Annotated in this window: 21 protein-coding genes; 10 read left to right on the top strand and 11 right to left on the bottom strand. The window is 60.6% G+C overall.

Annotated elements, in window-relative coordinates; genetic code table 11:
- Positions 1-131 precede the first annotated feature (131 nt).
- Positions 132-560 carry an MAPEG family protein gene (locus AEYBE204_RS26660; RefSeq protein WP_023461495.1) on the bottom strand — a complete coding sequence of 143 codons (429 nt, stop codon included), beginning with the start codon at positions 558-560 and terminating at the stop codon, positions 132-134.
- 90 nt (positions 561-650) lie between these two features.
- On the opposite strand from AEYBE204_RS26660, the gene AEYBE204_RS26655 reads away from it, so the two are divergent.
- The gene (locus AEYBE204_RS26655; protein WP_023461494.1) at positions 651-2,495 is read left to right on the top strand and encodes an ABC transporter ATP-binding protein; all 1,845 of its coding nucleotides are present in this window, start codon (positions 651-653) and stop codon (positions 2,493-2,495) included.
- Positions 2,496-2,591: 96 nt separating this feature from the next.
- Here the strand turns inward: AEYBE204_RS26655 and AEYBE204_RS26650 are convergent, their stop codons facing one another.
- Complete coding sequence (locus tag AEYBE204_RS26650; RefSeq protein ID WP_155908282.1) at positions 2,592-3,194, bottom strand: hypothetical protein; 603 nt, start codon at positions 3,192-3,194, stop codon at positions 2,592-2,594.
- 721 nt (positions 3,195-3,915) lie between these two features.
- Positions 3,916-4,965 carry a DUF262 domain-containing protein gene (locus AEYBE204_RS26645; RefSeq protein WP_155908280.1) on the bottom strand — a complete coding sequence of 350 codons (1,050 nt, stop codon included), beginning with the start codon at positions 4,963-4,965 and terminating at the stop codon, positions 3,916-3,918.
- A 460-nt stretch (positions 4,966-5,425) separates the two neighbouring features.
- Here AEYBE204_RS26645 and fumC point away from each other — a divergent pair, with 460 nt between their 5' ends.
- Complete coding sequence (gene fumC, locus AEYBE204_RS26640) at positions 5,426-6,820, top strand: class II fumarate hydratase (RefSeq protein WP_031230086.1); 1,395 nt, start codon at positions 5,426-5,428, stop codon at positions 6,818-6,820.
- A gap of 55 nt (positions 6,821-6,875) precedes the next feature.
- On the opposite strand, the gene AEYBE204_RS26635 is transcribed toward fumC, so the two are convergent.
- Entirely contained in the window at positions 6,876-8,033 is a 1,158-nt protein-coding gene (locus AEYBE204_RS26635) for an AAA family ATPase (protein WP_023461490.1), read from the bottom strand.
- Between the two features lie 121 nt (positions 8,034-8,154).
- Between AEYBE204_RS26635 and AEYBE204_RS39405 the strand changes: the two genes are divergently transcribed.
- Together AEYBE204_RS39405 and sugE are read left to right on the top strand one after the other, a co-directional pair.
- Complete coding sequence (locus tag AEYBE204_RS39405; protein WP_023461489.1) at positions 8,155-8,715, top strand: PH domain-containing protein; 561 nt, start codon at positions 8,155-8,157, stop codon at positions 8,713-8,715.
- An 811-nt stretch (positions 8,716-9,526) separates the two neighbouring features.
- A complete protein-coding gene (gene sugE / locus AEYBE204_RS26625; protein ID WP_031230082.1) occupies positions 9,527-9,844 on the top strand; it encodes a quaternary ammonium compound efflux SMR transporter SugE in 318 nt (105 codons plus the stop codon).
- Positions 9,845-10,063: 219 nt separating this feature from the next.
- Here sugE and AEYBE204_RS26620 read toward each other — a convergent pair whose 3' ends face one another.
- The 3 genes from AEYBE204_RS26620 to AEYBE204_RS26610 form a co-directional block, all read right to left on the bottom strand.
- Positions 10,064-11,254, bottom strand: a complete 1,191-nt coding sequence (locus tag AEYBE204_RS26620) for a DUF1501 domain-containing protein (protein ID WP_023461487.1) — start codon at positions 11,252-11,254, stop codon at positions 10,064-10,066.
- Between the two features lies 1 nt (position 11,255).
- Entirely contained in the window at positions 11,256-12,737 is a 1,482-nt protein-coding gene (locus AEYBE204_RS26615) for a DUF1800 family protein (RefSeq protein ID WP_023461486.1), read from the bottom strand.
- A gap of 63 nt (positions 12,738-12,800) precedes the next feature.
- On the bottom strand, positions 12,801-14,534 hold the full coding sequence (locus tag AEYBE204_RS26610) for a glycosyltransferase family 39 protein (RefSeq protein WP_023461485.1): 1,734 nt from the start codon (positions 14,532-14,534) through the stop codon (positions 12,801-12,803).
- Between the two features lie 206 nt (positions 14,535-14,740).
- Here AEYBE204_RS26610 and AEYBE204_RS26605 point away from each other — a divergent pair, with 206 nt between their 5' ends.
- The gene (locus AEYBE204_RS26605) at positions 14,741-15,472 is read left to right on the top strand and encodes a glycosyltransferase family 2 protein (protein WP_023461484.1); all 732 of its coding nucleotides are present in this window, start codon (positions 14,741-14,743) and stop codon (positions 15,470-15,472) included.
- 100 nt (positions 15,473-15,572) lie between these two features.
- On the top strand, positions 15,573-16,025 hold the full coding sequence (locus AEYBE204_RS26600; RefSeq protein WP_023461483.1) for a hypothetical protein: 453 nt from the start codon (positions 15,573-15,575) through the stop codon (positions 16,023-16,025).
- Positions 16,026-16,262: 237 nt separating this feature from the next.
- On the opposite strand, the gene AEYBE204_RS26595 is transcribed toward AEYBE204_RS26600, so the two are convergent.
- Together AEYBE204_RS26595 and phaR are read right to left on the bottom strand one after the other, a co-directional pair.
- Positions 16,263-16,517: a hypothetical protein gene (locus AEYBE204_RS26595; protein ID WP_023461482.1), complete on the bottom strand. Its 255-nt coding sequence runs from the start codon at positions 16,515-16,517 to the stop codon at positions 16,263-16,265.
- A 73-nt stretch (positions 16,518-16,590) separates the two neighbouring features.
- Positions 16,591-17,238, bottom strand: a complete 648-nt coding sequence (gene phaR, locus AEYBE204_RS26590; protein WP_023461481.1) for a polyhydroxyalkanoate synthesis repressor PhaR — start codon at positions 17,236-17,238, stop codon at positions 16,591-16,593.
- A 408-nt stretch (positions 17,239-17,646) separates the two neighbouring features.
- On the opposite strand from phaR, the gene AEYBE204_RS26585 reads away from it, so the two are divergent.
- From AEYBE204_RS26585 to AEYBE204_RS26575, 3 genes are all read left to right on the top strand, one after another.
- Positions 17,647-18,840, top strand: coding sequence for an acetyl-CoA C-acetyltransferase (locus tag AEYBE204_RS26585; protein WP_031230078.1), 1,194 nt, complete (start codon positions 17,647-17,649; stop codon positions 18,838-18,840).
- A gap of 154 nt (positions 18,841-18,994) precedes the next feature.
- Complete coding sequence (gene phbB / locus AEYBE204_RS26580) at positions 18,995-19,720, top strand: acetoacetyl-CoA reductase (protein WP_023461479.1); 726 nt, start codon at positions 18,995-18,997, stop codon at positions 19,718-19,720.
- A 243-nt stretch (positions 19,721-19,963) separates the two neighbouring features.
- On the top strand, positions 19,964-20,728 hold the full coding sequence (locus tag AEYBE204_RS26575; protein ID WP_035441756.1) for a DUF4908 domain-containing protein: 765 nt from the start codon (positions 19,964-19,966) through the stop codon (positions 20,726-20,728).
- 209 nt (positions 20,729-20,937) lie between these two features.
- Here AEYBE204_RS26575 and gloB read toward each other — a convergent pair whose 3' ends face one another.
- Positions 20,938-21,702 carry a hydroxyacylglutathione hydrolase gene (gene gloB / locus AEYBE204_RS26570; protein WP_023461476.1) on the bottom strand — a complete coding sequence of 255 codons (765 nt, stop codon included), beginning with the start codon at positions 21,700-21,702 and terminating at the stop codon, positions 20,938-20,940.
- A gap of 127 nt (positions 21,703-21,829) precedes the next feature.
- Between gloB and AEYBE204_RS26565 the strand changes: the two genes are divergently transcribed.
- The gene (locus tag AEYBE204_RS26565; protein WP_023461475.1) at positions 21,830-22,585 is read left to right on the top strand and encodes a class I SAM-dependent methyltransferase; all 756 of its coding nucleotides are present in this window, start codon (positions 21,830-21,832) and stop codon (positions 22,583-22,585) included.
- Positions 22,586-22,730: 145 nt separating this feature from the next.
- On the opposite strand, the gene AEYBE204_RS26560 is transcribed toward AEYBE204_RS26565, so the two are convergent.
- Positions 22,731-24,959 (bottom strand): outer membrane beta-barrel family protein, encoded by a 2,229-nt coding sequence (locus AEYBE204_RS26560; RefSeq protein ID WP_023461474.1) that lies wholly within the window; start codon positions 24,957-24,959, stop codon positions 22,731-22,733.
- Between the last annotated feature and the right edge of the window lie 176 nt (positions 24,960-25,135).

Genomic DNA, 25,135 nt, shown 5'->3' with positions numbered 1-25,135 from the left:
TAGGGAGGAGGGCGTACATATAACGTCCCCCTCACGCTCCCTCCTCCCTACGCAGTGGGGAGGTGGCGCGACCGAGCCTAAGCGAGGGCGTGACGGAGGGGTACAACGCCGATATTTCCGCTCCCTCCGGCTTATCCGATCGCGCTCACTCTGACGAAAAAAAGCACCCACATCACCACCAGCACCGTCACCGAACTGGCAAAGGCGAACAACCGCAGCAGTATATGGTTGATCGTCACATGGATGATAGTATGCGCGGCCCGGAACGCCACGAACAGCCACGCCAGCACCAACTGCACGTCCGACACCGTCTTCGTCACAATCATCAGCAGACAAACCACATAGAACAGCACCGGTAGTTCCAGCAGGCTGGCATAGTTGCGGCTGATCTGGGTCAGGCGTGCGGGCACGCGCTTCGATTCCCCCAGAGCGAAGTCGCGCGGCGAGACCTGTCGCTTGCGCACGGCCCCGATGCGGCTGATCAGGATTCCCGTTAGCATGACGAAGGTCAGGGCCGCCAGAGCGCCGACCGGCCACAGTATAAGCAACGAATTGGGCATGGTGCCTCCCTTTTCTTTGCCGCAGCATGGCACGACCCGGCGGTTTGCGCTACTGACACGGCCTGACCCGCCGAGCGCTAAGACAATCCCATGAAATTCCTGTTCCGCCGCTTCGAAGCCCTGATCGACCCGTTCCGCTCCTATAATGAGGGGACGCCGCCCGATAGCCTTTGGCGGTTCTACTGGCGCTTTATCGTTCAGGCGTGGCCGGTGTTCATCGTCCTGATCCTTGCCGGGTTCTTCGCCACCCTGACCGAAGTCATGGTCTTTCGCTACATCGCCGAGGTCATCGACATCCTGACCACGGCCAAGCCCGCCGACCTGTGGACGCGGCACGGACCGGACTTCGTGCGCATGCTGCTGGTGCTGGGGCTGGCGTGGCCGCTGACCATCATGTTCCACTCGCTGATCCTGCGTCAGGCGGTCGAGTCGAACTTCTCCTCGCTGATCCGCTGGCAGTCGCACCGCCACGTCGTGCGGCAATCCTTAAGCTTCTTCAGCAACGACTATGCCGGGCGGGTGGCCTCGAAGGTCATCGACACGGCGGGCGCCCTGCGCAACACCCTGACCAGCCTGTTCGATACCTTCCTCTATCTGGTCGTCTATGTGGTCAGCGCCCTTTATCTCTTCATTGAGGCCGACCTGCGCCTGATCGGGCCGCTGGCGATCTGGGGCGCGCTCTATGCCGGTGGTTGCTGGTGGTTCATCCCGCGTCTGGCCGAGGCGTCGAAGGCCGGCTCCGAAGCGCGTTCCTCGCTTGTGGGCCGGACGGTCGACAGCTATACCAATATCCAGACCGTCAAGCTGTTCGCCAATACGCAGTTCGAGGACGACTATGTCCGCGAAGGCCTGCGTATCAACAATAGCGCCTGGCAGGTCCAGCAGCGGCTGATCTCGTCGCTCGAAGCCTATGTCGCCGTGATCAATGCGGCGCTTCTGATCGGCATGGGCGGGCTGGCCATCTGGCTGTGGGGGATCAGCGCCATCACGGTGGGTGCGATTGCCATGATCGCGGCCCTGACCAACCGGCTGCTCAACATGTCGGGCTGGATCATGTTCCAGATCACCGGCCTGTTCGAGAATATCGGCACGGTGCAGAACGGCATGGAGACCATCGCCCGTCCGCACAGCGTTACCGATGCGCCGGATGCCCGCGACCTCACGGTGAGCGACGGCGAGGTCCGCTTCGACGACGTGCGCTTCCATTACGGCGCGGGCGAAGGCGGGCCGGTCGCGCTCGACGGTATCGACCTGACGCTGAAACCCGGCGAGAAGATCGGCGTCGTCGGGCCTTCGGGGGCGGGGAAATCGACCCTCGTCAACGTGTTCCTCAGGCTCTACGACCTGAGCAGCGGGCGCATCACCATCGACGGTCAGGACATCGCACAGGTCGGTCAGGAATCCCTGCGCGCCCGCATCGGCATGGTGACGCAGGACAATTCCCTGCTGCACCGCTCGATCCGCGACAATATCGCCTATGGTCGTCCTGACGCGACCGAGGCCGAGATCATCGAGGCCGCCGAACGCGCCCACGCATGGAGCTTCATCCCCGGCCTCAACGACGGCAAGGGTGGTGAGGGGCTCGACGCGCAGGTCGGCGAACGCGGGGTCAAGCTCTCCGGCGGCCAGCGGCAGCGCATCGCCATCGCGCGGGTGCTGCTGAAAGACGCGCCGATCCTCGTGCTCGATGAAGCGACCTCGGCCTTGGACTCGGAGGTCGAGGCGGCGATTCAGGAAAGCCTGCTCGACCTGATGCAGGGCAAGACGGTCATCGCCATCGCGCACCGCTTATCGACCATCGCGCGGATGGACCGGCTGGTGGTGATGGACAAGGGGCGCATCATCGAAACCGGCACACACGCGGAACTGCTGGCGCAGGGTGGATTGTACGCGCGCCTCTGGGCCAGACAAACGGGCGGGTTTATCGCCGATTAATCCCCTCGCCCCTACGGGGTATCAGGGCAAGAGAGCTTTCTAATACCTCCCCGCCACGCGAGGAGCCGGGCGGCCGGTGCCGGGGACCGCGAGCCGTCAGGCTCGGGGTGGTGGGGGCCTTTTCTCAGTGTCCGCGATCTCCGACACCGACACGTCGCGCAGTCCCAACGCGGACCGCGCCTTGAGGATCGCATCTGTATAATCGACATAACTCGCATCAACCGCAGGCGTCAGCCCCGGCAAGGTCTTCGGACTCTCATCCGCCACCTTGGGCTCAGCCGCTTTCACCGCAACCACCGCCTCAGTCGCGCGCACCGCCACCGGCGTTTCCGCCTTGACCGGTGCCTCGACCGTCGTTCCGGCAGCGTCCCACCACGACCCCAAAGCCTTTTGGCGCTTGTCGCCCCACTCCAGTATCCCGGCCAGATTCACGCGGGCCTTGACGGCCTCGGCCTGATGGCGGGCGCGTTCGGTTTGCAGCTTGTGCGGATCGGGGGCCTGCCCTTCGTCGCGGTCGCAGCGGCTGTAGATGCGCTCGATGACAGCGACCACGCGCACGGCGCGCTCGACGCCGGAGAGGTCTTGGGGATCGTCCAGCGCCACGGTCCTGAGCAGCATCCGGTCGGCAAAGGCGCGCAAATGTCCGCGCCGTGCCTCCGGGCTCAGTTTTTCTTCAGGGGTGCGCGCATCCAATGCCATGCGGATAGGATGCACGGAGTTGAGTGGGCGGGGATAACTTACGTGAAATTACCTGTTATGGCCCTTTGGAGACATTAGCGCTTTTACGGCGCGCGGCTGAAGTATCTGGTGTGGACGGTATTTAGCTATATCATTCCGTTCGCAACTGCTTTGATCGAAGTACACCAAGAATCAAATCTGCGAACCCCGCCTGCTACGTACGGCGTCATTGTGGTTTCTACCGAAATTTTGTCACTACTTGCAAACCAACCCAAAGCACGGAGTTGCAACGCTGACCTCTTAGATTTATGCGCAAAGAAATTTCGTGTAAGCCGCAATTCATCTAGTAACCAAGGCGTCGACCCCACTGCGCTGGCAAATTTTGCGAAATTGCCAATTCTCAAAAGGTTGGCAGCTTGAATTGCATCAATCGGCTTATACCAATCTGGCTCATACGGTCGTCTTCTGTACAAAGAAATGAGGTAGTGCCCCGCCGCCTCACGGGAGCGATATCTAAACGGGAGGCTAGACGCTACGATGCCACTTCGGTCACTGCCGTGACCTGAAGCTGATATCAGTACAAAATTTCTAACATACAACTCCCAAGTTGTTTGTAGCTGAAATGCCAAATGTTCAGCTTGTCTGCGTGTTGCTGGCGTTAGCGGCGAGCTGAATAGATCACCAGCTTCCAGCGCCAATGCATCTACACGTTTCTCAAGTGTCGACGTAAGTGGTATTAGCATTATCGGGCGAGTGCTCTTGCTATATTGGCAAATCTGACCTTTCTTGAACTTACGCGCTGCGTCGAACTTTTAGTGGCTAAAACGAATTCGGAATACGCCCCAGTTACGTCCTCGTTTTCCACTGCGGCGCTTAGAAGGCCAAGCTGCTCACGCGCTTTATCCAAATTAACTCCCACACCACGAACCTCTTTGACGCTTTCAGATACCGCCGAAACGGGCATAATACCTTTTACAAAAGCTATAGCGGTTACTAGCATTAAGAAATTCGGGGCATCAAAAAAAGTTGTTTTGGCTAATAAAGTGCCAAACCATTCAACTGCCTCTGAGATAGTTGTATTTATTTGAGTGGTTATTGGTTCAAGATCATCATCTGATAGCTTTTTATGGGAGGTGTAAAAGCTGGTCACTTTGTCCTCGCCACCGTCACCTATACCATCCTTCATGGCCATGTACATTTCCGCGATCAGCGTTGTGTTTTTGAGCCGAACACTGTCTCTAATTGAAACCACATGATATTCATCCCACAGAACCCCCCATTTTCGCGTTGTGTTCCAAATGGCCCATTTGACTGGTTCATCGAACTTGGCATGGCGCAACTCTGCTGGTGTGACTTTGACGCTGTACGAGTTCAACCGAGCAAAAACCTCCAGCACATCCGCGTCAGAAGCGTTAATGAGTTGGACTGTGGTTATGCCATATGAAAGAAAATCAGCCTTCACCTGGTCATCCAGATCATTGTACCGCATTCCACCAATTTCTGGCGTGCGCTGACTTAGCCGAAGCTCGTTTGAGGCAAACCCAATTATAGCTCGCAGGCGCTGCTGACCATCTACTACTTCTCGTATTGAGCCTTGTGTGGTCGGATTGATGCGTGTCCTCAGATAGATTGAGGGAATTGGAAATTTGCGAAGTATTGTGTCAATCAGAAATGTTTGAGCCTGTGGCGTCCAAACAGAGCCGCGTTGAAATTTTGGCTCCAAAATCAATTGCTTTTGACGATGCCAGTCGAGAAAATCAGAAATGGTGTATGTCTGAGGTATGCTGGCCATCGTTTTCTCCAAAGTTGCATTTTCTTAAATGACACGGTTGTTATAAGCAGTGCCAGTATAAAATTATGGGTATTATCTAGAATGGCACAACGGCACCAACGCTGATAGCGCTGCTATGTGCGATGTGGTCAGAGGGAAAACGTTTGGTGGCAATCAATAATCCTTCGCCGAATGACCGCGAGGGCACTTAACAGGAGCCATCGCAAGGCCCCCTCCGTCGCGGACTTCGCCGCGACACCTCCCCCGTACGCTACGCTACAGGGGAGGATGTAAGGGCTTAGATGTAAAAACCGTTGCACTTTCCGGTCAAATGTTCCACTGAACCACGGTGAAATTCAGGAGGGGTGTTTCCATGTTCGGCTGGTTGTTCGGTAAGAAAAAATCGAAGTCCCAAAAGGCCGATAAGACTCCGGCGGTCGCGCCGGTGGTGGACACCCCCGCTAGCGTGGAGCCCCCAGTCATGAGCAAAACTACCCGTACCGAATCCGATACCTTCGGCCCCATCGAAGTCGAGAACAGCGTCTATTGGGGCGCGCAGGCCCAGCGCTCGCTCGGCAATTTCAAGATCGGCTGGGAAAAGCAGCCCCTGCCGATCGTGCGGGCGCTCGGCATCGTGAAACGCGCGGCGGCGGAAACCAACCACGCCCTGGGTAAGCTCGACGCGACCCTGACCAACGCCATCGTTCAGGCCGCCAACGAAGTCATCGAAGGCAAGCTCGACGCGCACTTCCCGCTGGTCGTGTGGCAGACGGGCTCGGGCACGCAGTCGAACATGAACGCCAACGAGGTCATCTCGAACCGCGCGATTGAAATCCTCGGCGGCGAGATGGGCACCAAAAAGCCCGTTCACCCCAACGACCACGTCAACATGTCGCAGTCGTCGAACGACACCTATCCGACCGCCATGCACGTGGCCTGCGCCGAGGAAATCTCGCACCGCCTGCTGCCGGCGCTGCAAACCCTGCGCAACGCCCTGAACGACAAGGCCGAGGCGTGGAAGACGATCATCAAGATCGGTCGCACCCACACGCAGGACGCCACGCCCCTGACGCTCGGTCAGGAGTTTTCGGGGTATACGCAACAACTGACCAACGGCATCGAGCGCATCGAGCAGACCCTGCCGAAACTGATGCAACTGGCCCAGGGCGGCACCGCCGTCGGCACCGGCCTCAATGCCCCGATCGGCTTTGCCGAAGGCGTGGCCGAAAAGATCGCCGCCATCACCGGCCTCGGTTTCACCACGGCGCCGAACAAGTTCGAAGCGCTGGCCGCGCACGATGCGATGGTCTTCTCGCACGGCGCCATCAATACGGTCGCCGCGTCGCTGTTCAAGATCGCCAACGACATCCGCTTCCTCGGTTCCGGCCCGCGCGCGGGTCTGGGCGAACTGGCCCTGCCGGAAAACGAGCCGGGCTCGTCGATCATGCCGGGCAAGGTCAATCCGACGCAGTGCGAGGCCCTGACTCAGGTCTGCGTGCAGGTGTTCGGCAACCACGCCGCCCTGACCTTCGCTGGGAGCCAAGGTCATTTCGAGCTGAACGTCTTCAACCCGGTCATGGCCTATAACTTCCTGCAATCGGTGCGTTTGCTGGCCGATGCGGCGGTGTCCTTCACCGACAACTGCGTGGTGGGTATCGAGCCGCGCATCGACAATATCCGCAAGGGCGTCGAAAACTCGCTGATGCTGGTCACGGCGCTGAACGGTCGTCTGGGCTACGATGCCTGCGCCAAGATCGCCAAGACCGCGCACAAGAACGGCACGACGCTGCGCGAGGAGGCCGTCGGCGGCGGTTACCTGACCAACGAGGAGTTCGATCAGTTCGTCCGCCCGGAAAACATGGTTTCGCCGGGCTAAGACATAAAGGCAGTTTGCAAATCAGCCCGTGCGGTCCGCCGTGCGGGCTTTTCTGTTACCGCGACGGCCATTCCCACGGCGGTTCGTCACGGTCGGCAATCAGGGTCTCGCCGTCTTCCTTGTAAAGCTCGATGCGCTTGGCTTGAGCCGCCGACTCGATGGCGGCGACCAATTCCGGCGCGTGAGAGACGACAATGATCTGGCTGCGTTTCGATGAGGCCGCGATCAGCCGCCCAAGCGCCGGCAACAGGTCCGGATGCAGGCTCATTTCCGGTTCGTTGAGCACCATCAGGGCCGGGGGCCGGGGCGACAGCAGGGCGGCGATCAGCAGCAGATACCGTAGGGTGCCGTCGGACAGTTCCGCCGCGCGCAGAGGCCGAAACAGCCCGGCCTGAGTCATGTAGAGCTCGAAATAGCCACCGTCCTCACGGATATCGACCGAAGCCCCTGGAAAGGCATCGTCAAGCGCCGTACTGAACGCCGCGATGTCGCCGATTTCGATGATGGTGCGCACGGCGGCGGCCAGATTGTGTCCGTCGCTGTCCAGCACCGGCGTGTGCGTACCGATCTGCGGCCGCCGTGCGCCGGAGTCGCGGTCCGAGCGGAAGTGGTCGTAGAAGCGCCAGTCGCGCATGGCTTCGCGCACCATGAGCAGTTCACGGGCGTCGGTCGGAGCGCTGGCGTGGGTCATCATGCTGTCGAAGGTGGCGAGATTACTCAGGACGACCTGCCAGGTGTGGTGAGCGTCGCGGACCTTGACCATCGGACCGTTGCGATAGGCGATTTCGTTGCGTTGACGCAAAACCTGACCGTACCACAGGCTTTCGGTCTTGATATGCGGATCGTAGTTGAACATCGACGTCCCCGCCGCGATCGGGTAGCCGAGGTCGATGGCGTAACCGAAATCTTCCATCGCGAAGCCGAGCTTCAAGCTGACCGGTTTCTTCTGCTGACCTGACACCACGCGTTGCGCGCCGCGCTTCATGGCCGCGGTATAGGCCAGCGATCCGGCCCACAGGACGGATTGCACCCCGCCTTCCAGCGCCAGAGAGCGGATAATATTACCGTTGGCGACGTCGGCCAGCAGGCGCAACGACCGGTACAGGCTCGACTTGCCCGAACCGTTCGGTCCGGTGACGATATTGATGGGGTCGAGTTCAAGCCGGATATCGCGCAGCGACCGGTAACCGGCAATGCAAAGGGTAGTAATCATAGTGTCGTCTCTGGCGTATAGATCACCATACCGGCTATCTATGGCCACGCAAGGTCACAGGCGGACTCGACGCGCGCACGGTTTGAGCTATAGTCGAGAGGGTTAATGGGGGACTGAACATATGGCCAGATACGTCGATAGCGCGCTGAGCGCGGGCGAACCGATCCTTTATGACGCCAAGGTCCATTGGGCGATCTTTCTGCAACCGTTTTTCCGGTTGTGGCTCTATGCGATCTTTGTGGGTTTTTTCTATTTCTTTTTAGGATCGGGACTGCTGGCCGATATTTCCGCAGCCTTGGCGCGTAAGTCGAGCCTGTCGTGGGCGCATCTGCTGAGCCCGATCCTGATCAGTATCGCCGTTTTCTGTCTGATTTTCGGGCTGAGTTTTCTCAGCGCGATCGTCTATTATTTCAATTCCGACTTTGTGCTGACCGACCGCCGGGTGCTGTCGAAATTCGGGCTCTTAAGCCGGACGACCAGCGAACAGCGCCTGTCCAAGGTCGAGTCGATTCACGTCTATCAGAGTCTGATCGGGCGACTGCTGAATTTCGGCAATGTGACCATCACCGGGACGGGGTCTTCGACGACGACCTTCGGGCCGATGGCCGATCCGATCGCCTGCAAGAAGGCGATCGAAGAACAGCTGGACAAGGAGCGGGACCGGTCGGGGCGCGACGTCTGAACCCGTTACATAACACGCAAAATGGAAAACGGACGGAAGAGCGATCTTCCGTCCGTTTGGTTTTGTATCGTGGCAGCGGTGCGGTGCGCATCGGCTGTCTCCCCTGTTGTACGCGGAACCTTATTCGTGATGGGACCGGTTCAGATAATGTACAGGGCAACGGTCGCGAAGGCGGCGAACGACAGGAAGGCGATGGCGGTAAGGGCGTGGCTCATGGTGGATTTCCTTAGATGGACAGCAGGGCGAGGGCGCAGAAGGCCGTGATCGACAGAAAGAAGATCGGGGTCAGATAGTTGGTCATGGTGATATCCTTGGAGGTTTGAGTAGTGGCTTAGATCAGAAGCAGCGCGGCAGTAAGAAATGCAGCGAAGCTCAGAAAGAGGGTGGGGGTCAGGGCGGTTTGCATTTGAGTATTCCTTTAAGGTTGCTTGGGTGTGAGGCGGTGTGTGCCGCCGGTGAGAGCGATATGCCTCACGGGTGAGATAGTTTCAAATTAAATGAACGTCATGAACTCGTTTTAATCATTTGATTTATTTAATGAAATTATTGTAATTCTTAAACGGAATGTAATGTGTCCACTCGCATACTGAAATTCCGAGGCACTTCAAGGCTTTATTTCTGTACGAGGGGGAGCTATAAGGATGCCGCTCCCGACGAGACGCGCCGTACCGGGACCGTAGCCAAGCGTATTCCAAAAAGTGCATCGCGGTTTTTGGAATCAAATGCGCGACTGAAACTACGGACAGACAAGACGACGCTCCCTTACATCGTTATCTCAATGAAGGAGCGCGTCATGACGACGTTCATACCTATGCCGTGGGTCTATCTGATTATCGCCGGTCTGCTGGAAATCTGCTGGGCTATCGGGCTGAAATATACGCACGGCTTTACGAAGCCCGTGCCGTCGATGTTCGTGCTGGCGACGCTGGCGGGCAGTATGTTCCTGCTGGCCAAGGCCGCTCAGACCCTGCCCATCGGCACGGCCTATGGCGTGTGGGTCGGGATCGGGGCCTTGGGCGCGGCGATCCTCGGCATCGTGCTGTTCCATGAGGCCGTGACGCCGATGCGCTTGCTGTTTCTGGCGATGCTGCTGGTGGCGATTATCGGATTGAAAGCGACGGCGGGATAAACATCCCTATACCTCCCTGCACGAAGTGCGGGGAGGGCCGGGCGGCCGGTGCCGGACCATTGGCGGAGCCAATGGTGGTGGGGTGTCCTGCGGAGTTTCAGCGGCCACTGCCGTAAATAAGCCAGAACCCCCACCACCACATCTCGCTGACCTTCGGTCATCTCGTGCGGTCCCCGGCACCGGCCGCCCGGCTCCCCAACAAGTTGGGGAGGTATGTTTTTAAGCGATTAATCCGTCCACCGGTTTCACGCCTATGGCTCCCGGGAACACGTCCGTCTGCAACCGGCGTACATCGGCCCCCAGATGGTCGCGGGCGACGCCCATGACTACGGCGCGCAAATCGGTGGTGGGTTGAAGGTCGCGGCCTTCGTACAGGGCGGAGGCCTTGACACCCGGCCAGTCGGCGACGACGCGAGCGCCCTTGACCGCACCCCCGGCGAGGAAGGCGGCGGTCGCCTGACCGTGGTCGGAGCCCTGCGTGCCGTTGAAGCGCGCGGTGCGGCCGAATTCGGTCGCCACCAGCACCACCGTGTCGTTCCATTTCGCTCCAAGGCCGCTTTCGAGCGCGGCGAGCGCCGCATCGAGCCCGCCGAGCAATTGCGTCAGGCGGCGCGGTTCGGCGGTGTGCGTGTCCCAGCCGTCGAAGGCCATGGCCGCCACGCGCGGGCCGTCGTCGCGCGCCATCAGGGCCGCTGCGCCCTTGGCCATGTCGAGCATGGCCCTGGTCTGACCGCCACCGCCACCGCCCATGTCCTTCATACCAGAGGCGATCTTGCCGGTTTCGATCCCTTCGTGCAGAACCTGCATCAGGGCCGGATCGGTCTCGCCGTACAGCCGCAGCAGGCGCGGGGGCAAATCGGCATCGGCGTCTTTCAGTTGCGACGGGGCCCAGCCGAGCAGGGGCGCTTCGCCGCGAATGACCAGCGGCGTCAGGGTGCCGACCGACAGGCCTTTGGTGGCCTTCAACTGCGCGGCGTCGAGCTTGTCCGAGGTGCCGAGCGTCGTCAGCAAGCGGTTGAGCCAGCCGGAATCGGCGAAACCGGGTTTTTCGTGACCTGATTCCAGCACGTCCTGACCGTCGAAGTGCGAACGGTTGCGATAGGGCGTCGCCGAGGCGTGGACGATGGTCGCTTGTTTGGCCTGATACATGCGCGCCAGATTGGGCATGGCGGGGTTGAGGCCGAAAAAGCCGTCGAGTTTCAACGGATCGCCGTCGAAGACCGGCGGACGCAGGGCGGCGAAGTCGGGATCGCCGACGGGCGGCACGGCGGCGAGGCCGTCCATCGCCCCGCGCAGGATGATCACGATCAGGCGCGGATCGCGGCCTGCGGCAAAAGCGGTGCTGGGCAAAAAGGCCGAGGCGAACAGGCCGGTGGTGGTGACGAGGAAATGGCGGCGATTCTGTTTCATCTTAGCGCCTCATGAATTCGGGGGAGAGGAGGACGATTGACAGGCCCTGTGCGCGGGTTTCGGCCTGAGCCACGGATTTGCGCGTGGCGTCGGTGATGAGGCCGCTCAAACGCGCCTCGGCGAAGTCGCGGGGGTCGGTCTTGGCGGCGTAGCGGTCGGCGAACTGATAGGTCACGTCGAGGCGCGTGCTGAGGCCTTCGGGCGTCGCCCAGACGGCGGCCATGTCGCTGAAGCCGTTGGGACCGGGCGGTTGCCACAGGGGCTGCCCCATGGCGCGCAGGGTCTGGTACAGGCGTTGCGGCGGCAGGGGCGAACCGGTGGCGCGCAGGAGGGCGATCAGATATTCCTGCGGCGAGCGGAACTTGCTGCGCGGCGCGTCCCAGCTTTCGGGGGCGTCGATCAGGACCGTATAGACTGCCGTCAGATCGCCGTCGGTGTCGGTAAAGCGTTTGGCGAGGCGGTCGACCAGCGCGGGCGGCGGCTGATCGGCAACGAAGTGGCGGACCAGCTTGGTGGCGATATGCTTGGCAGTAGCGGGATGCCGCGCGAGGTCTTCGAGGACGCGGACGCCCTGACGCTCGCCATCGTCGGCATAGGTCTTGCCGAGGACCACGTGCGCGCCCGGTTCGTGGGCGCGGGCGTTGAACTGGAAGCTTTCGCCGTCGGAAAGCGCACGCGGCGTGCGGGCGACGCCCCAGCCGGTGATGACCTTGGCGAACGACGTCACGTCGGCCTGACTGTAGCCCCCATTGACGCCCAGCGTATGCAGTTCGAGGATTTCGCGCGCCAGATTTTCATTCAGGCCGCGTTTGGCGTTGCGGTTGGCCTGAGAATTGGGGCCGACCGAAGCGTCGTTGTCGAGATAGGTCTGCATGGCCGGATGGCGCTCGGCGGCCAGCAGCAGGTCGCGGAACTTTCCCGTCACGTGGGGGCGGATGGCCTCGCGTTCATAGGCCCCGGCGAGGACGCGGACGGGGATGCCCTTGTCGACCGACACCGCGAAATGGTTGGCCCAGAACATCACCAGACGCTCGTGAAAGCCGATCGGCGCCTTCATCCACGCGTCGATGCGCGCCTTGCCCTCGGCTTGCAGCACGGCCTGCGGCAGTTTTTGGGTATCGTCGGCCATCTGGCGTTTGGGGTCGGGTTTGGTCATGTCGCCTGACATGCCGCCCGCCATATCGCCCATCATATTGGGTGACATCTCTTTAGGCTTTTCCGCGTCGGCTGCCTTTTCGCGCATCATCCGGCGCGCCTGATTATAGTCGCGGATCTGGACCAGCAGTTCCGGCGAACCGGGCAGAGCGTTAGAGAAAGCGAGGTCTTTCTGGATAGGCGACAGCTCTGCCGACAGGGCCGGGGGGGCTTTCAGTTCGGCCTTGAGCGCGGCTTGCGGGTCGCTGAGCGCGCCGCCATAGCCTGTCGGTGTGACGCCTAGCCCGAAGCGGCTGAAGGCGATGGCGGCCCGTGTTTCGGGGGTCATGGCGCATCCTCTGAATTATTGTTACACAGATGATACGCCCGCTTTCGCGATAACCCTACGGTCCTACGGTTGAAGTTGATACAACGTGATCTTCACGTCGTCGCCGTTGGAATAGTTGTAGCCGTTGACGACGGTGACCGTACGGGCCTTGAGACCGGCGGTGGCGAGGCTCTTTTTGAACTCAGCATCGTGGCGGCCTTCGACAAAGACCGGGCGGCCCTGACGGAGCGCCGCAGCGGCCTGATCGGGGGTGTCGGTCAGTTCGGTCTTGGTCCCCATGGCGAAGACGAAGCTCGGCTCGGCGTAACCCAGCGTGGCGACCGGACCGGGGTGCAGGCCCTCGCGCGGATCGAGGCGCGTATCGACCAGCGTCTGTTCCAGCGTGCGCGACATCCACAGGGGCTTGAGCTGCGACAGGATGGTGACGAAGCCGAGGTGCGCGGCGACGCCGGCCCCCAGCAGGCACATCAGGCCGGTGAGCTTGTGATTACGCCACAGGAACAGGGCACCGAGACCGGCCACCAGCAGGGCGGCGGCCGAGGTGATGGTCACCACCGGCACGATCGAGGCATTGCCGTATTCGGTCAGGCCATAGACCGAGATCAGGGTGATCAGCGCCCCGGCAAACAGGCCGAGCGCGACATTGGTGACCTTGGCCCAGGTCTTCAGCGGCACCGACAGGCTGATGGCGGCGAGCAAGGCCAGACCGCCATAGGTCGGCAGCGGATAATGGGCCAGCTTGGTCGGCGAGGCCTCGAAGACCAGAAACGCCGGCAGGAACCAGCAGATGGCAAAACGTACTACCGGGTCTTTGTAGCGCGTGAACGCCGTTTGCAGTGCGCCGCCGAGCAGGAAGGTGCCGGGGAAGAACAGCAAAGGCAGGAGCAGGGTATGCAGACCTGGCCACGCGAAGTGGCCTTCGGAGCCCGAGACCAGCTTGGGCGCGAAGTCGTCGCCGATGGCCGTGCCCCAGAAGGCGCCGTCGGTGGCAATCGTAATGGCGATGGCCCACGGCCCGACCATGACCAGCGTGATCAGCAGGCCCCACACCCAGCCGAGGTGCTTGAGCCAGTCGAGACGGCCCGTGCCTTTGAGGTCTTTGGTGCGCAGGTCCCAACCGGCTAATGCGCCCGCCGTGGCGACGAACATCAGCGGCCCGATGGGGCCCTTGATCAGGATAGAGGCGGCGAACGACAGCCAGAAGATCAGCTTGTATTTGGTCAGTTTCGGCTTTTCGGTCGGGTCGGTGCGGTCGCGATAGGTGACGTAGATCTTGGCCAGTGCCATCAGAAACAGGGTGGTAAAGCCGCACAAAACCGCGTCGGTCTTGGCGATAAAGGCTTCCGACGACAGCAGGAACGAGACGCCGAACGTCAGACCGGCGATCAGGGCGGTTTGCTTGGCATCGAAGCCTTCGGTATCGTGTTCCGGCTTGCGCGCCAGCAGCATCCCCGCGCCCCAGACCATCGAAAACGCCGCCAGCGCCGCGCCGAACAGCGACGGCCAGCGATAGGAGAGAATATCGCGCTCGGCGACATTGGAGGTGATCGCGGTCGAGGCCGCTTGCAGCCAGTGGATACCGACGGGCTTCTTGTGCCGCGGGCCGTCCTGATAGCTGATATTGATGAAGTCTTTCGTCTCCAGCATCTGGCTCGACGCCTGGGCAAAGCGCGATTCGTCGCGGTCGAGCGGCGGAATCAGCATGGCGCAGGGCAGACCGACCAGAAAGGCGATCACCGCCGCCAGCCACGCACCGCGCATGCCCTTGGTCAGGCTGTTGAAGACGTTTGAAGACATAGGACCTGCCAAAATACCGGTAAAAAGACGCGCACGCGGCTGAAAAAAACCGTAACCGAGTGTTCTGTTTACGCTTAAACCCAAACCTGTTAAGACGCCAGACTCCAATTCTCTCCAGCGTTTTACGCTTTCGTTTTGTCGCGATATTGGTGCCGAAAACCGCTCAACACTTTTCGGCATATCGCTTTAAAAAAAGTGCCTGACCTATGCCTATAACCGTGTCCGTTGTTGTTGCCGTTCATAACGAAGAAGGCTCGTGCGTACAAGTCGCGCGGGAACTGGAAGCGGTATTTAACGACGGTCTGGGTCAGGACGCCTACGAGCTGATTTTCGTTGACGACATGTCGAGCGACAATACGCTGAGCATCCTCACCGACCTCAGGACCAGCCTGCCGAACCTGCGCGTCCTTCACCACGAAAAGAACGTCGGCAAATCCGGCGGCGTGCGCACCGGCGTCATGGCGGCGAAGGGCCACATCATCGCCATGCTGGACGGCGACGGGCAAAATCCGGCAGCCGACGTGCTGAATGTGGCGAAGCGTCTGCTGGAAGCCGGTCCCGACATCGGTCTGGTCGCCGGGGAACGTCGCCGCCGTCAGGATACTTCGTCGAAAAAGTGGGCCTCGCGCTGGGCCAACGGCATCCGCAAGAAGATGCTCAATGACGGCTCCGACGACACCGGCTGCGGCATCAAGGCCATCCGCCGCGAAGTGTTTCTGCGTCTGCCCTATTTCGACAATATGCACCGCTACATCCCGGCCTTGGTCAACCGCGAAGGCTATGGTAGCCTGTTCGAGCCGGTCGACGACCGTCCCCGCACGACGGGTCAGTCTAAATATACCAATATCGGGCGGCTGTGGGTCGCCCTGTCGGATTTGCCGGGCGTGATGTGGCTGAACCGTCGCTACCGTCATCCGGGGAACACAACCGAAGTCTAAAATTACCTCAGGGGGCGGTATGGCCAGCGACAAGTCTAGGCAGGAAGAACGAAACGCGGTATTAACCACTTCCGTTGTCGCCCACGCAGGTAAGAAACAAATGGCCGGTGCCCCCCCGCAGAAGGAAGCTGGATTTCTGACGGCCTTCCCGATGCTGCTGATCCCCGTCGCGGTCTATAATCTGGTGGCGCTGTTCAATATGTTCGGCAACGATCCGAACTCGGCCTATAACGGCCTGACCCATATCCTGTTTCAGATACCCATGCCGTCCGACGGCACGAAGTGGATCGTCAATATGGGCGACGTGATCGTTCTGACCGGCCTGATCATGCTGTTCTTCGAGATGCTGAAATCGACGCGGTCGGACAGTGTGGCCATCGTCAACCACTCGCTGTCGATGATCCTGTTCATCCTGTGTCTGGTCGAGTTCCTGCTGCTGCGTCCGTTCGGGACGTCGGTCTTCTTCCTGCTGACGACCATGACGCTGCTCGACGTGCTGGCCGGGTTCATCGTGACCATCGTCACGGCACGCAAGGACTTCGAGTTCGGTTAAGCGCGTTCCAAAGTTTGCAGCGGTTTTTGGAGTCGAACGCGCGTTTTTAAGATTGCAGGGTCGCAGACCCTGCACCCGTAATTTGGAGCAGATTACGCGAACAGCGTGAAAATCGTTGCGACCAGAAGCACGTCGAAGGTTTTCATCAAGATCGGCAACAGGCTTGGCATGGGACGCTCCGCAATAATTGCGTCAAGCGCTGCAAGACCCGTGCCGTTTGGTTAAACCTTGTTTACCTTAAATCTTCTCTTGTTTGATGCGACCCGGAGCGGGGCGGCGATCGTTCGGCCCGGAATATTCCGACTTCAGATAGGTGCTTTTTGCCCGGTCGAGCGTTTCCGGCCCGCCGCGCAGGCCGCGCTTTTCGCCGCCGCCCAGCACCTGTGCGGCATAGTCGGCATTCTCATAGGCCTTGTTCGCCCGCCGCGCGCGGGGGATCGCGTGATCGACCACGGGACCGGCGGGGACGGGAAGGTTCGGCTTATCGGACATGCGGGGTTCCGGACGTGAAAACGGACGCAGGCTGCCCTGCGTCCGTTTCTTATATACTATATTCGTTAAAAGCTCACTTGCGCGTGGCCAATTGATCGATCTGCGCCTTCATGGCCTCGATCTGCTCGCGCAGTTCGGAGACCTGATCGCTGTCTTTGGTCGTAGAGGTGGGGGCCGCAGAGGTCGGTGCGGAAGCAGAGGCCGCCGCCGGAGTCGCGCCTGCGGTCTCACCCGCACCCGGTGCGAAGGAAAACGGCGAGAACATGCGCATGGCGCGATCGAACATCGCCAGGTTCTGCGATACCTGCTCGTCAAAATAACCGAGGCTGGGCGCGCCGCCGAAGGCCTGCGAGAACTGAGAACGGAAGCGCTCCTGCTGCTTGGCGAAACCGTCGAGCGACATTTCAAGATAGGTCGGCAGCAGGTTCTGCATCGAGTCGCCGTAGAAAGAAATAAGCTGGCGCAGGAACTGGATCGGCAGCAGGTTCTGACCGCGGCTTTCCTCTTCGAAGATGATCTGAGCCAGCACGCCGCGCGTGATGTCGTCGCCCGTCTTGGCGTCGTAAACCACGAAGTCGATGTTCTGACGCACCATGTCCGACAGGTTGTCGAGCGTCACGTAGGAACTGGTCGCCGTATTGTACAGACGGCGATTGGCGTACTTCTTGATGATGACGCGGTCGCCGTCCTGGCGCTTCGACTTGGTCTTGGTCTCGGTCATGTCTTCTCCCCCTGTATGGGTTATGTGCCTACCCGTTCTTTCGCAGTCATGTTGCGCAGCATGAAAGTCTGCGCAACAGCGAAGGAAAAGGTCGTTTCCGCGGCTTTTTGTGCTTATGCGGAACGCTTGATTCCAATAAATGGCTATTTTTGCAAATGTTCAAGTGCTTATCCCTTGTGCGGTCGCACAAAGCGGTAAATCAACCGTGAAGCGTGTGCAGGTGCGAACAAAATACCGGTCAAATTCACGTGTTTAGCCGAGATTGCACACACTTTGTGTCGTGACACCGTCATGCCTTTGGGGCAGGTTCCCCAACGTTTCACGGTTCGGACGGGCGCGAAATGCGCCGATTCCCAAAGGGCGTCCCGCTTACTTAATTGATGAGGAAATTTTCGAATGTCGAATTCTGTGTCTGATGTGGTGATCGTGGCGGCGGCCCGCACACCGGTGGGGTCGTTTCTGGGCAGCCTGTCCTCGCTATCGGGGGCTGAACTCGGTGCCCACGCCATCAAGGCGGTGCTGGAGCGTTCCGGTCTTGACGCCGCCGACATCGATGAAGTGATCCTCGGTCAGGTGCTGCAATCGGCGCAGGGGCAGGGGCCCGCGCGTCAGGCCTCGATCAAGGCCGGTCTGCCGCAGGCGACCCCGGCCTGGAGCCTCAACCAGATCTGCGGTTCCGGTTTGCGCGCCGTGGCGCTGGCGGCCCAGCAGATCGCCTTGGGCGATTCCAGGATCGTCATCGCCGGGGGTCAGGAAAGCATGTCGCAGGCGACGCACGCGGCCTTCCTGCGCAACGGTCAGAAGTTCGGCGATATCTCTTTCAAGGACACCATGATCGTCGACGGCCTGTGGGACTCGTTCAATAACTACCACATGGGTCAGACTGCCGAAAACATCGCGACCAAGTGGGAAATCACCCGTCAGGCGCAGGACGAGTTCGCCGTCTCGTCGCAGAACAAGGCCGAGGCCGCCCAGAAGGCCGGTAAGTTCGACGCCGAAATCGCGCCGGTGACCATCAAGGGCCGCAAGGGCGACACCGTGGTCGACAAGGACGAATTCATCCGCCACGGCGCGACCGTCGAAGGCATTGCCGGTCTGAAGCCTGCCTTCACCAAGGACGGTTCGGTCACCGCCGCTAATGCTTCGGGTCTCAATGACGGCGCTGCGGCTCTGGTGCTGATGTCGGCGGACGAAGCCGCTGCGCGCGGTCTCAAGCCGCTGGCCCGCATCAGGTCGTGGGCCACGGCGGGCGTCGACCCGGCTATCATGGGTACCGGCCCGATCCCGGCCTCGAAAAAGGCGCTCGAAAAGGCGGGTTGGTCGGTCGCCGATCTCGATTTGATCGAATCGAACGAAGCCTTCGCCTCGCAAGCCCTGTGCGTCGTCAAGGAACTGGGTCTCGATACGGCGAAGGTCAATGTCAACGGCGGCGCCATCGCCATCGGCCACCCGATCGGCGCGTCGGGCGCGCGCATCCTGACGACACTGCTGTTCGAACTGAACCGCCGCGCCGAAGCGGCGGGCAAGCCCTTGAAGGGTCTCGCCACCCTCTGCATTGGTGGAGGGATGGGCGTTGCCCTGACGGTCGAAACCGTCGCGTAAGCCGCCCTGGTGGTCTGCAAATAATCATCTTCCTGCGATGCGGTGCTCACGTACTCAAGTACGCTGCGCTCCGCGTCTCGGAAGCTAATCATTTTCGCCTCACCATGACGACTTACGGTGAGAGCGCGTTATAGAAGAAAAGTAAGGAAACAAAATGAGCAGAGTAGCACTCGTCACCGGCGGCACCCGCGGCATCGGCAAGGCCATCGTCAAGCGTCTCAAGGACGCCGGTTTCAAGGTCGCCGCCGGTTATGCCGGTAACGAAGAGGCCGCCAAGAAGGTTGCCGAAGAACTCGACGTCTTTGTCGTCAAGGGTTCCGTCGCCGATTTCGAAGACTGTCAGCGCGCGGTCGCCGAGGTCGAAGCGGCGCTGGGCCCCATCGAGGTTCTGGTCAACAATGCCGGGATCACCCGCGACGGCTTCTTCCACAAGCTGACCCAGAAGGCATGGCAGGAAGTCATTCACACCAACCTCGATTCGATGTTCAACATGACCCGCCCGGTCATCGAAGGGATGCGTGAGCGTAATTACGGTCGCATCATCAATATCTCGTCGATCAACGGTCAGAAGGGTCAGGCCGGTCAGGCCAACTATTCGACCGCCAAGGCGGGCGTGATCGGCTTTACCAAGGCACTGGCGCTTGAATCCGCCGCCAAGGGCATCACGGTCAACTGCGTGGCACCGGGCTATACCTCGACCGAAATGGTCTCGGCCATCGCGCCGGCGGTGCTGGAAAAGATCGTGTCGGGCATCCCCGTCGGTCGTTTGGGCACGCCGGAAGAAGTTGCCGAAATCGTCGCTTTCCTGGCCTCGGACATGGGTAGCTTCATCACCGGTGCGACCATCGCGGTCAACGGTGGCCAGCATATGGCGAGCTGATCCGTCTCGATTAGTGGGTTATAAATTACCCCTCCCGGTTCGTCCGGGAGGGGTTTTCAATGCGAGCGATTTGCATTCGCCATCGCGTGCTGTTGTAAAACCGCCACAGGCTATCGCGACAACGATTTGCGCCTTTCAATCATCTTATCCGCGTCCAATTTCCGCCCCTTTCCAAGCCTAACTCTCAGGGCAATGACATATCGTGGGTTAAAATCGTTGTTTCCGGCCGTTCGCCCCCTGTTCATGCGTAATCTTTGCCTGATGATTCTGGCCTTGCTCCTGCCTTTGGCGGGCATGGCCCCGACCCAGGTTTTGGCTCAGTCGGAACGCGCGTTGAGGGATTCGCTTCTGGGGCCGAGCAGCGCCAATGACGGCCGCACCAATACCGCGCCGCCGGTCGCCCGCTTTACTACCGATCGCGGGCAGGGCTTCGTGCTCGACCGCAGCCAGCGCAATCCCCTCATTCAGTTCGACGGCGATAACGAGGTCTGGTCCCTGACCCCGACGCCCGGTCCGATGGGCGATATCATCTTCAAGAACGATCTGGGCGAGCCGGTCCTCAAGGCGACGCGTTGGGGTGGCATGATTCTGTTCTCCAAGGACCGTCCAACCGGCGATCCGGTCGCGGTGGCCGGTCGCGCCGAGGCGTTCGAGCCCGGCCATATGTCACCGACGCAACTCTTTCAGCATCTGGTGCGGACCTCCAAGCGCGCTTCGGCGGCCCTGACGCGGCTGATCCGTTTCGAGGCCGACGTGCAGACGCCGGGCGCCGACTTCCTGTTTGCCGACGCCGCCACCGTGACCGCGGACGCGATGGTCGACCTGTCGGCGACCAGCAAGGGGCGTCAGCTTCTCGCCCCGGTGCAGCAGGTTCGCCTGATCGAAGGCCGTCCGCCCAGCGCCAAGATCGAGGGCAATGTTCTGGTCCTCAAGCTCGACCTCAAGCGCGGCTGGGGCGGTCGCCCGTCGTCCAAGATGGTGACCAAGGTTCTGACCAGCGGGCATTGACTCCCTCAATGGTTATCGCTGACTCCCTCCTCCCTATCGAGCTTGCGAAGATGGGGAGGTGGCGCGCCGAAGGCGTGACGGAGGGGGATGACTCCGAAGTTCAGCGCTCTCAGACCTTGGTTTAGCGGCGGCGGCGCCCCCACCGTCTCGTCGCTTACGCGCCGATCCACCTCCCCATCTTCGCCAACGGCTCGATAGGGAGGAGGGAGTCAGAATTGATCCTTCTGTTTTCTGATCTCACCGAATTTGGCGGCCTGTGCCGCGAAGCCGCTTTCCTGTAACGGATAGACCAGAAACGGGTTGCTGGCGATTTCGTCGGCCAATACCGAAGGCACCGTCGGCTCTCCCAGATCGCGCTGTTGCCGTACCTGCGCGGCGCGGGCCTCCAGCACCGGAAACGATTCCAGATTTTCTGTTTGTCTCAGACTTTCGGCGAATTTCAGATTCGACAAGGTATATTCATGCGCGCTGTAAAGCCGTGTCTCAGGATCAAGCGCCATGATCCGCTGCAAACTCCCCCACATATCCTCCGCCGTGCCCTCGAACAACCGCCCGCAGCCCAGCGGGAACAGGCAGTCGCCGACGAAGGCCACCTGTTCCGAGGCCGCGCTATAGCCGATATGGCCCAGTGTGTGGCCTTTCAGATCGAGGATGTCGAAGATTGTCTCGCCCAGCGCAAACCGGTCGCCACCCGTCAAAATATGATCCAGAGGCGCGATCTTCGTCACCTCCTCGGGCCCGTAGATCGTACAGCCGAACCGGTCTTTCAGCGCTTGATTGCCACCGGCATGGTCCCGATGCCAGTGGGTATTGAGGATATAGTCGAGCCCCCAGCCCAGACGCGACAGCTCTGTTGCAATCGTATCGGCGTCCGGCGTGTCAATCGAGGCGGTCTTACCCGTGGCCCCGTCGCGGATGAGGAAGCCGTAATTGTCGCTTAAGGCGGGAAAGAGGTGGATTTGCAAACCGGACACGACGATTTCCTCTGATAAGCTTTGGCTTGACGCGCATTTGAATCCAAAAACCGCTACACACTTTTTGGAATGCGCTTAATCTCCCCTATATATAGGGAACACCACCGCCTTTGCCGAGGTTTGACTGTTGCGTCGCACCGTTTCCGAACTGAGCCGTTTCTACGCCACGCCCGAAGGGGCCGTGACCCGACGTATGGTGGCGGCGAAACTGAACGAGGCGTGGCCCGACCTGACCGGCTGCGACGTGCTGGGGCTCGGCTATACGACGCCGTGGCTCGACTTGTTTCCGGCGGAGGCGCGGCGGGTGATCGCGGCCATGCCGGCGGCGCAGGGGGCGGAAATCTGGCCCGAAGGTCTGAAAAGCCGTTGCGTACTGGTCGATGAACACTATACGCCGTTTCCCTCGGCCATGTTCGACCGCATCTTCATCATGCACGGGCTTGAGGAAGCCCCCAACCCCGAAGGCGTCCTGATGGAGGCCTCGCGGCTGCTGACGACCAACGGGCGGCTGATTCTGGCGGTGACGGCGCGCGGCGGTCTGTGGACCCATGCCGAAAAGACGCCGTTCGGCCACGGCCAGCCGTTTTCGCGCTCGCAACTGGAGCATCTGCTGCGGGCCGCCGAGCTTGAGCCTCTGGCCTGGTCGCACGCCCTGTTCGTGCCGCCGATGCGCTCGTGCCTGCGCTGGGCGCAGACGTTTGAGACCTGGGCGCCGCGTATCTGGCCCTATCCGGGCGGGTTGATCCTGATGGAAGCGGGCAAGCGCGCCATTCGCTCGAATATTCGCGGCACCGCGACCTCGGTGATCGACGACCTGCGCGACGCACTGGGGGTGCCGCAGCCTCAGCCGGTTCATCCGGTGGCGGGATGTGACATCAAATGAGAAAAGCCCGGCTTCGCGATGAAGCCGGGCTTTTTAAAGCGCATTCCGAAAAGTGTGCAGCGGTTTTGACTGCGTCGAACTTCGTTTCGGAATCAAATGCGCGACTAAAAATTAGAGCCTCAGACGGCGATCTGAGGCTCATCTCTTACATGCCGCCGGGGCGCATGCCCGGACCGCCTGGTCCGCCCATGATGCGCATCTGCGGTTGCTGGTTGGCATTGGCCGGGGCCGGACCGCCGAAGGCATAGCGCAGACCGAGATAGATGACCGAGGCCTGCTGGCTGCGGCTCGATTCCGAATAGACGGTCTTGGTCTGGGTATAGGTGACCGACTTGCCGGTATTGAGCGGGTCGCGTACCGTCAGGGTCAGGGTTGCCTTCGGCGTCAGCTTGCGGGCATAGGTGAAGTTGCCCATGCCGAAGGGCTCGGTATAGCCCTGACCGGTGAGGGTCTTGCCGCGCGAGAAGAAGAAGACCGAGATCGAATCTTTGGCCGTCGCATTATAGGTGAAGTTCATCCGGCCATTGAGCGAATCGGCTTCCTGACTGCCGGTCGCCGGAGTGGTCAGTTCGGTGTGGGCGATATCGCCGCCCAGAGTCAGGTTCAGCTTCGGCGTCAACTGGCCATTGAAGTTGAACTCGATCCCGCCAGCCTGGCTTTCACCGCCGTTTTCCTGCGTCGTCAGCAACACATTGCCCGTCAGGAAGCGGCTGGTCTGGGTGATGACGTTCTGATTGTCGCGATAATAGCCGCGGATCTGATAGTTGATCTTGCCCTTGGCGACTTCGTAGCCCAGTTCGAACGAGTCGGTCTCCTGCGGCTTGAGGTTCGGGTTGCCCTGGGTGACGTTGGTCGGATCGTTATAGGTCAGGGCAGCGTTCAGCGATTGCGGGTTCGGGCGTTGCAGGCGACGCGCATAGGAGAAGCGCAGCTTGGCGGTGTCCGAGATCAGGTAGGTCGCGAACAGGCTGGGGCTGTATTTCGTGTAGTTGATATTGGTGTGCGTGGCGGCATTGACCAGATAGGTGTCGAGGTCGAGGTTTTCCATGCGCAGGCCGGCGAGGACGACCCACTTTTCGCCGAATGGCTTCTGATAGGTCATATAGGCGGCGGTAAGGGTCTGCTTGTACTCGAACCCATTGGTCAGAAGGGCGTTGCCGAGGCCGTCAGCGCCGGTGCCGGTCGATTCGTTGCGGTTGGAGCTGTCGTCGCGGGTGATCTGAAGGCCGGTGGTCAACTGATCGGTGCCGACCGGGCGGTTGTAGTCGAGGCTGAACACGGCGCTCGACAGGTCGCGCGACGAGGTCTTGCGATCGGTCGCCGTCGAGACGCTCGGCAGGGTGTAGTTGAAGGTATTGGTCGTGATGCTTTCGCCGGTCGAGCGGCTGATGCGCAGGTCGGCCTTGAGCGTTTCGCCCGGCAGCTTGCCGACATGGCTCCAGGTCAGGGCGAGGCTCTGGTCCTGGCCTGGGTTTTCGGCGCGCACGAGACTGCCGTACCGGCGCGTGACCACACCGGCGGCATTCAGGGTCGCATTGTCGCCGCTGCCGGTGATGTTGACCTCGCGACGGCTGTAGGCGACGGCCGCGCTCAGGGTATTGGTGTCGTCGAGATTATAGTCGACGCCCGCATTGATCCCCAGATTGTTGAACTTGGCCGTGCCGATGGTATTGGACTCGGTGCGCGAGGTGGTGTTGCCGTTGGCGTCGAGCGCGCGCTGACGGCGCGTCGACTTGCCCGTGCCACCGTCTTCGCGATAGTTGATGCCACCGTTGAACGACACCTTACCCGCCGTGTAGCTGCCGCTGACGCCGCCATTATAGCGACCGTCGCCGACCGCCACATTGGCCGAGCCGTAGCCGCCCGGACGACGGTTCTTCTTCATGACCAGATTGATGATGCCGCCCGACCCTTCGGAGGAAAACTGCGCGCCGGGATTGTTCATGACCTCGACCGACGAAATGTCGCCGCCCGACATGGCTTGGATGGCGCCGGCGCGGTTGTCGCCCGACATCATGGCCGAGGGCTTGCCGTCGACATAGACCTGAACGTTGGAATTGCCGCGCAGGGCGACATTGCCGTTGGCATCGACTGTGACGCCCGGCACCTTGTTCAGCGAGTCGGCGGCGGTGCCGACAGCGGCGTCGGGGTTCTTGGTGTTGTCGTAGACCTGACGGTCGATGCGGTTCTGCGCCTTGGCCCCCGTGACGGTAACCGTGGTGGTTTCTTCGTCCGCCTTCTTGGTTTCGGTTTTGACCTCAGCCTTGGGGTCGGCTTTCGGATCGGTTTGTGCGGTTTGGGCGTGCGCGCCCGACACCAGCAGAAGCGAGGCCAGCACGGCGAAGCTGACGGTGGAATTCAGGGAGGAGGACATGGGGAGGTCTCTGGGTAAAAACAAAATAAGGTGCCGGGGAGGCATAAACCTGTTCTACGCGCGTTTTTACCGCCCCCGTCGTTACCCGGCTTATATAGTTTTGTCCGATTTATGTGAAGCGGTCGGGGATTTAAGTTTTTGTAATGTGAAGCGCAATAAAACCCGATGCCATAAAG

Origin of the sequence: Asticcacaulis sp. YBE204 (assembly GCF_000495855.1) — a bacterium.
GTDB lineage: Bacteria > Pseudomonadota > Alphaproteobacteria > Caulobacterales > Caulobacteraceae > Asticcacaulis.
The sequence above is the reverse complement of the archived record's forward strand: the minus strand, read 5'-3'. Positions and strand labels throughout refer to the sequence as shown.

What these genes read in the sequence shown, in the direction of transcription:
- AEYBE204_RS26660 (WP_023461495.1), bottom strand. Translation starts at nt 560, where the DNA reads ATGCCCAATTCGTTGCTTATACTGTGGCCGGTCGGCGCTCTGGCGGCC.
- AEYBE204_RS26655 (WP_023461494.1), top strand. Translation starts at nt 651, where the DNA reads ATGAAATTCCTGTTCCGCCGCTTCGAAGCCCTGATCGACCCGTTCCGC.
- AEYBE204_RS26650 (WP_155908282.1), bottom strand. Translation starts at nt 3,194, where the DNA reads ATGGCATTGGATGCGCGCACCCCTGAAGAAAAACTGAGCCCGGAGGCA.
- AEYBE204_RS26645 (WP_155908280.1), bottom strand. Translation starts at nt 4,965, where the DNA reads ATGGCCAGCATACCTCAGACATACACCATTTCTGATTTTCTCGACTGG.
- fumC (WP_031230086.1), top strand. Translation starts at nt 5,426, where the DNA reads ATGAGCAAAACTACCCGTACCGAATCCGATACCTTCGGCCCCATCGAA.
- AEYBE204_RS26635 (WP_023461490.1), bottom strand. Translation starts at nt 8,033, where the DNA reads ATGATTACTACCCTTTGCATTGCCGGTTACCGGTCGCTGCGCGATATC.
- AEYBE204_RS39405 (WP_023461489.1), top strand. Translation starts at nt 8,155, where the DNA reads ATGGCCAGATACGTCGATAGCGCGCTGAGCGCGGGCGAACCGATCCTT.
- sugE (WP_031230082.1), top strand. Translation starts at nt 9,527, where the DNA reads ATGCCGTGGGTCTATCTGATTATCGCCGGTCTGCTGGAAATCTGCTGG.
- AEYBE204_RS26620 (WP_023461487.1), bottom strand. Translation starts at nt 11,254, where the DNA reads ATGAAACAGAATCGCCGCCATTTCCTCGTCACCACCACCGGCCTGTTC.
- AEYBE204_RS26615 (WP_023461486.1), bottom strand. Translation starts at nt 12,737, where the DNA reads ATGACCCCCGAAACACGGGCCGCCATCGCCTTCAGCCGCTTCGGGCTA.
- AEYBE204_RS26610 (WP_023461485.1), bottom strand. Translation starts at nt 14,534, where the DNA reads ATGTCTTCAAACGTCTTCAACAGCCTGACCAAGGGCATGCGCGGTGCG.
- AEYBE204_RS26605 (WP_023461484.1), top strand. Translation starts at nt 14,741, where the DNA reads ATGCCTATAACCGTGTCCGTTGTTGTTGCCGTTCATAACGAAGAAGGC.
- AEYBE204_RS26600 (WP_023461483.1), top strand. Translation starts at nt 15,573, where the DNA reads ATGGCCGGTGCCCCCCCGCAGAAGGAAGCTGGATTTCTGACGGCCTTC.
- AEYBE204_RS26595 (WP_023461482.1), bottom strand. Translation starts at nt 16,517, where the DNA reads ATGTCCGATAAGCCGAACCTTCCCGTCCCCGCCGGTCCCGTGGTCGAT.
- phaR (WP_023461481.1), bottom strand. Translation starts at nt 17,238, where the DNA reads ATGACCGAGACCAAGACCAAGTCGAAGCGCCAGGACGGCGACCGCGTC.
- phbB (WP_023461479.1), top strand. Translation starts at nt 18,995, where the DNA reads ATGAGCAGAGTAGCACTCGTCACCGGCGGCACCCGCGGCATCGGCAAG.
- AEYBE204_RS26575 (WP_035441756.1), top strand. Translation starts at nt 19,964, where the DNA reads ATGCGTAATCTTTGCCTGATGATTCTGGCCTTGCTCCTGCCTTTGGCG.
- AEYBE204_RS26560 (WP_023461474.1), bottom strand. Translation starts at nt 24,959, where the DNA reads ATGTCCTCCTCCCTGAATTCCACCGTCAGCTTCGCCGTGCTGGCCTCG.